The 5,964-nt window shown below is 55.5% G+C and carries 6 protein-coding genes; 2 read left to right on the top strand and 4 right to left on the bottom strand.

The annotated features are described in order from the left end of the window. Positions 1–614 (top strand): M16 family metallopeptidase (locus ACWIUF_RS13935; protein ID WP_448573048.1); only part of this gene is annotated, 614 nt, incomplete at its 5' end. Between the two features lie 786 nt (positions 615–1,400). Here ACWIUF_RS13935 and ACWIUF_RS13930 read toward each other — a convergent pair. From ACWIUF_RS13930 to ACWIUF_RS13915, 4 genes are all read right to left on the bottom strand, one after another. Further along, positions 1,401–1,958, bottom strand: a complete 558-nt coding sequence (locus ACWIUF_RS13930; RefSeq protein ID WP_448573047.1) for an NUDIX hydrolase — start codon at positions 1,956–1,958, stop codon at positions 1,401–1,403. Then, positions 1,948–2,781, bottom strand: a complete 834-nt coding sequence (locus ACWIUF_RS13925; RefSeq protein ID WP_448573046.1) for a radical SAM protein — start codon at positions 2,779–2,781, stop codon at positions 1,948–1,950. Before ACWIUF_RS13925 ends, ACWIUF_RS13930 begins: the two co-directional genes overlap by 11 nt. A gap of 249 nt (positions 2,782–3,030) precedes the next feature. Beyond that, entirely contained in the window at positions 3,031–3,588 is a 558-nt protein-coding gene (gene def, locus ACWIUF_RS13920; RefSeq protein WP_448573045.1) for a peptide deformylase, read from the bottom strand. A 109-nt stretch (positions 3,589–3,697) separates the two neighbouring features. After that, positions 3,698–4,873: a calcium-binding protein gene (locus ACWIUF_RS13915; protein ID WP_448573044.1), complete on the bottom strand. Its 1,176-nt coding sequence runs from the start codon at positions 4,871–4,873 to the stop codon at positions 3,698–3,700. Positions 4,874–5,460: 587 nt separating this feature from the next. Here ACWIUF_RS13915 and ACWIUF_RS13910 point away from each other — a divergent pair. Next, positions 5,461–5,964: GAF domain-containing protein (locus ACWIUF_RS13910; protein ID WP_448573043.1), on the top strand; the 504-nt coding region annotated here is incomplete at its 3' end.

Below are 5,964 nucleotides of genomic sequence, written 5' to 3'. Positions count from 1 at the left end.
CCCTAGGACGGCCCCTGGGCAACCCGGAACCCGTGTTTACCGAGGTCGTGCGCCGCGAGTGGAGGGACGATCGCCTGCAACAGGCTTGCCTGGTGATGACCTGGCGAGTGCCCGGCTTAAGGGATCTGCGCGAAACCTACGCCCTTGATGTCCTCGCTTCGATCCTGGGGCATGGGCGCACTTCCCGGTTAGTCAAGGACCTGCGGGAGGAGCGGAAGTGGGTCTCCAGTATTGCTGTGAGTAATCTCACCCATTGGTTGCAGGGGGTGTTTTATATTTCAGTCCACTTGCCCAGTGAAAACCTAGAGCGGGTAGAGGCAGCGATCGTGGACCATATCCGTCAGCTTCAGGAAACCTCGATCCAGGCATCGGAAATTAACCGGGTACGGACACAGGTGGCCAATCGCTTTGTCTTTGGCAATGAAACCCCCCGTGATCGGGCCAATCTCTATGGCTATTACCAAACCCTTCTCCAGGACCTAGCCCCGGCCCTGGCCTACCCAGAACACATTCGCCAACTGACGGCAGCCGATTTGCAGCAGGCGGCACAACGGTACCTTTCCCCCACAGCCTATGGGGTGGTGGTGATGCAACCAACGATCGCGGCTCATTAGGAACCCTCTCATCGTTGGCAAAATCAGCGTCGTTTTCGAGAAGGTGTCAATCTCTGTGAGTCTACCCTCAATATTACAGCACTTCCATGCCTGGTGAGGTACAGACAAGGGGCTTAAGCCCCTTGTTCGCAAGGTTTGACCGTACTTCATTAGAGCGGGAATGGCGGTATCTACTCTCAATGCATTATCCTGTCAGCCTTCGTGTGGGATGGGCCTCTGGCCTGTCAGCCTTCAGCATCGCCAACAAAAATTTCAACATGGCAAACATCTTTTTAGAATGGCAGTCGGGACGCCTACCCCACAAGAGGATCAGTAGCAGTGGCCGTAGGTTGGGTCAAACACCGTGCGCCCCGACAAAGTCGATGGATAAACCCACCAGATTTAACATTTCAGCAGTTGCGTAGGGGCAGGTTCACCGTTATCTGTGGCATTGACCGATCGTCTGAATAAACCTGCCCCCATCTAGGATTCACACCACACCAGGCGTTACCTTAAAATCGTCATATTCCCCCACCAGGGCAGGTTCAGAGAGATTAGCCATTTCCCCGGCAGATTAACCCGCAACCTGCCCCTACCATTGGCATTTGCACTATAAAATTGCACTGATTGGATTGGGCTAGATTTCCATAGCAGCGATCGGCAATCCAATTTGAGGCTTACAGTCCGTAAAAGTAAGTGAATCCGGATCAAGGAAATCTGCCAGTGCCATCTCCAGAACCATCGCGATCGGGTAATTAATCTGTTGCGCATGATTCCAATAAGCATCCCGAAGATGACGCCCTTGACCTATCGATTAGCCAGCCACCATTCCAAAAGCAGGGCACGGCACTGCAAACAAGTCAGGACTGCCAGCAAGTCCCGCACGCCCGCTGGTGTGGTCGCATAGCGTAACCAATGGGGGGCGGCTTCCGTGGCCAGAATCGCGGCATCCAACTGGGCCACAAACCCATAGAGCCGTTGGTTCGAGAAGGAACTGTTCACGGCCCAACCTTCCGAGTTGAGGGGTTCAAGCTGTTGGATACTGTCGGGGGGGATCTGCAATTCTCGTTGCAAAATAGTCGGGATCGCGGCGGCGGCAGATTGCCCAACGGGGACACGGCCACCGGGGAAGTCCAGGGTGCGTTTGCCCAGACCGGGACGATAGCTGGGCGGCGGCAGTAGCAACTGGCCCTGGCACAGGGGCAACCCGATCGCGGAATCGGCCTTTTCTACCCGCCAATATTCCAAGGATTGCTGCCGATCGTCGCGCCAATGTTCACCAATTAGGGTGAGCCACGGGGACTGGAGTTCAAAAAAACGATCGCCCCGTTCCCACGCTAGTGCCGATGACGATTCAGACATCATCAGCGTTGGCATTTTGCCAGTGTTCGGCCAGGTGGGGCGGCATTCGCACGGGGATCGCCGTTTCTGCCTGAATGCGATCGGCCAGGGTTACCAGTACCTCCGGTTGCACCTGCTTCAGAATTTGCACCGGGTAGGGACAGCCCTCCGGTTCGTGGTTACCCCGCGCATCGAGTTGATAGGTGAGGGGTTTGGGACGGGTGGGGACATTCAGTTGTGCTTCGTCCGGCTGTAGATCCCGCAGTAATTGGACATAGGTGTCTTGCTCGGCTGCTGACCACGGGCTTAACAACATGGTCTGCACGGCCAGAAAGCCCCTGTACTCGCACCGAAATTGGCAGATCCCTTGCCAGAGGCTCTCCCAGGTAATCGCCGGTACCGCCCGATCGACCCGGCGCAGTTGGTCCGGGGTTACCGCATCCAGTTTGACGGCCACCCGATCGGCGATCGCTAACTCCGATCGCACCTGGGCATCCTTCAACATCGTGCCATTGGTCAACACCGCCGTGGGTCGGCCCGTCATCGTTTTCACCCGCGTGAGAATGTCCCCCAAGTTCAGGGCCAGCGTCGGTTCGCCACTGCCGCTCAGGGTGATGATATCCACATCCCAAGGGGCAAAGCCGTTGAGATCCTGCGCAATCTGGGCAGTGGGCACAAACAGACGGCGATCGCTGATTTTTTGCTGGATTTCCCCCAACTGGCAGTAGACACAGTTAAACGAACAGGTAGACACCGGCCCGATCGGGTCAATGCCGAGGGACTGGCCAAATCGCCAGGACTTAACCGGACCATAGACGGAGCAAAAGGCCGAAAGTACATCAGACATCACACTATCCATCCGGCTACTAGACCAGACAATAAACGCTGCAATATGCGTAATGTTTGTAGTAACGACTTTAGTCGTCAGGGGCTAGAGCCTTGCACTACAGCGTTCGTAGTAACGACTTTAGTCGTCAGGGGCTAGAGCCTTGCAAACCCTGCGAAACGTAGGCGTTACTGCACTCGGTTAACTTGGGGCTATCCATCAGACTCAGGTGACACAAATTTTAATCGTGGGATAGCCGTCTCGGCGGTCTCAGGCGGCACAGGAGTTAATGATTTGGCGTTGGTATTCGGCTTCCGTCATCAACTGATGGGTATCCTGGACCCGATCGAGGAAAACCAGACCATGCAGGTGGTCATACTCATGCTGAAAAATGCGGGCCACAAAGCCCGTCAATTCCTGGTGTTGGAGCTTGCCCTCGCGATCGGTATATTCCACCGTCACCCATTCATAGCGCGGCACCAGCCCTCGGATACCGGGCACACTCAGGCACCCCTCCCAATCTGTCACCGTTTCCGTCGAGTGGGCCACCAGGCGCGGGTTGATCAGGGCGATCGGGGCCATTTCTGGCGCATGGGGATAGCGGGGACTGGGGTGTGAGGCAATCACCAACACCCGGTACGGCTCCGAGAGTTGGGTCGCAGCCAGCCCGACCCCATTGGCCTGCTGTACCGTCGTCAAAAGTTGATCAATCAGGGCTTGCACCCGCTCGTCGCGGAGGTCATGAATCGGCTCGGCTTCAGCGCGAAGGCTGGGGTTGCCCAGTTGGGCAATGGCAGGATTAGCACTCTGGTCACTTTGGTCATTCATGGGCATGACTCCGATCAGGACGCATCCCCATTCTAATCGCTCCCCTTCCTGGTGAGCACGTTTACTCAGCGTTGGGGATAAGGGCAAGGGTGGGGTGATCGCGCTCAGGCTAAACCTGGAGCACAAAGTTACTGGCCGCGATCGTGGGCGCACCGACTAAGGTCGCAAACTGTGCCCCTGATCCCAAACCTGACTCACTACCATTTTCGTTATAGAAGAGGCCGCCATCAGTTGGGTTATACACAATACGAGCCGTACTACTCGCAATGGCTGCTAGGTCATTCGCGAAGCCGAAATCTGAGCTAATGTTGAAGCCGGTGCCTGCTGTACTGGCAAGCCTAGTAAAGGTTGTTTTATCCAGGACAATAAAGTCATTGGCACTAAAGTCAAAGAGGGTATCTAACCCAACGGCGGTAGCTGTAAAGGCTGCGTTTGTATCGTACACAAAATAATCATTGCCACTGCCTCCTAATAAACTGTCATTACCACTCCCCCCCGCAAGCCGATCGCTGCCATCCCCCCCAATTAGCGTGTCATTGCCCGCCAGACCATTGAGGGTGTCATTGCCCGCCAGACCGTTGATCAAATTATCGCTGCTAGTCCCATTGAGCGTGTTGTTAGCCGCAGTGCCTAACTGGGCCGTGTTGACAGCCAGCCTCGCAATATTACTATTGGCAGCCCCGTTACTGCTGTTATCGCCGATAAAAAAGAAGTTGGCCGCTTCATAGGGATCGTAGGGTAAACCGCTACTATTAAAAGCGCGGTAGTCTTGTAGGGTGCCCTGAAGAATGGGGATATTATTAGCGGAAAGATAGTAGGTATTTCCTAAAATTAGCAGGCTGTAATCCACCATCCCCGTCGTCGAGACGAATGCCCGATCGGTCGCACTATGGGTGAAAAGGGTACTGCCGGTCCCCCCTCGCTGTGCCCAGATCTCATTGGTCCAAAAACCGAGTTCGATACCCAGACGATCGCTGCTAAGGGTCGTCAAGGAGAAACCCGCGCGGTCATAGCTACTGTGGCTCTCGCTGTTGATTTGCACCTGAAAGTTCAGGCTATAACCGTTACTACGGCTTAAGGTTGGGAATGCCGAATTAACGAAAGCGGATTGGAGGGGTTTGTAGTTACTGTAACCGCCTTTGCCTTCAAGCAAGGAACTCAGGTTGGTAAACCCGGTGCCAGCTACTTGGGTCGCGCTGGCCGTCAGCGTGGTGCCATAGGCTAGCCAACCTTGCTTGTCGGGAGTATTGTTTAAGGCCCCATTATAAAGAACGGTCTGTGGCATTGCTTTCTACGCCTTTAGGGTATCTAAAGTGGTCTAAGGAAGCGAATTCAGACGGCATTGGTTAAGTACAAGGGGTCCTTTGCCGCAACCCGACTATTAACTATTTACACATTCCTATTTGTCGTATTGTCATCATACTGGTCAGTTTGTCTGGCTGGCCAAATTTAAGCGTATTTTCGGTTTGGCTTGGACGGCACACTTGAGGCCATATCCCATTGGAGGCGATCGGTATCGTCAGCCCCTCGCCCGCTCTGGGAGAGGGGTTGGGGTGAGGGCGGTTCGAGTTTTGTCAGCCAATCAAGGCAAAAACCAGTCTCGATCGACTGGGCTATTTGCCATGCCCTGAATCCAGGACCCAGGTTGCCTGGGTCTTAACGTCACTCATCGAGGGGATGCCGATTCGTGTAGGTAACTCTGCAAGGCGGCGCACGGTCCGTCCTCCCGCATCAGTCGCCGGAAGCATTCCCTCCCCCAGCCAGGGTATACCCCAACCAGTGGTCCATTTTTGGCATTATCCCGTTATCCCCTCTGAAGTCCTGAAGACATACATAGCTCGATCTACTTAACTCAAGTCACTACGTCCTACGATGTCAGCGCCCCTACCAGAGAAGCAAACGGAATGGTCAGCGCTTGTGCCAGCCTATCCCCCCCTGGACACCGGACCCACGGCGGCTGGGTTGGACGACTGGGTTCGGCTGGCAGCTTTTATTAGCCAAACGCCGATTGCCTTCATCAGCCTGTTGCTGGACGATCAGCACTGGATTAAGGCCATGATTGCAACCCCGCTGATGCCCTACCCTTTACCCTTCTGTGAGCCGACGCTGGCCGCCACCGAGATCCTCCTAGTGCCGGATCTGTCCTTGGACGCCCGCTTTGCCCACACTCCCCTAGTCGCACAGGCCCCCCATCTGCGGTTCTATGCCGGTATCCCCCTGCGATCGCCGAGGGGCGGGACGATCGGGTGCCTGGGGGTCATGGATCTGTCGCCCCGGCAGTTACCAGCCGCCCAACACCAAGCCCTGCTGGCGCTCTCCCGACAGATTGCGGTTTACCTCGATCGTGTCCCCTTGCCAGAAGAGCATCGCCGCCGC

The organism is Trichothermofontia sp. (assembly GCF_053493415.1).
This window is presented reverse-complemented; position numbering and strand designations above follow the sequence as displayed.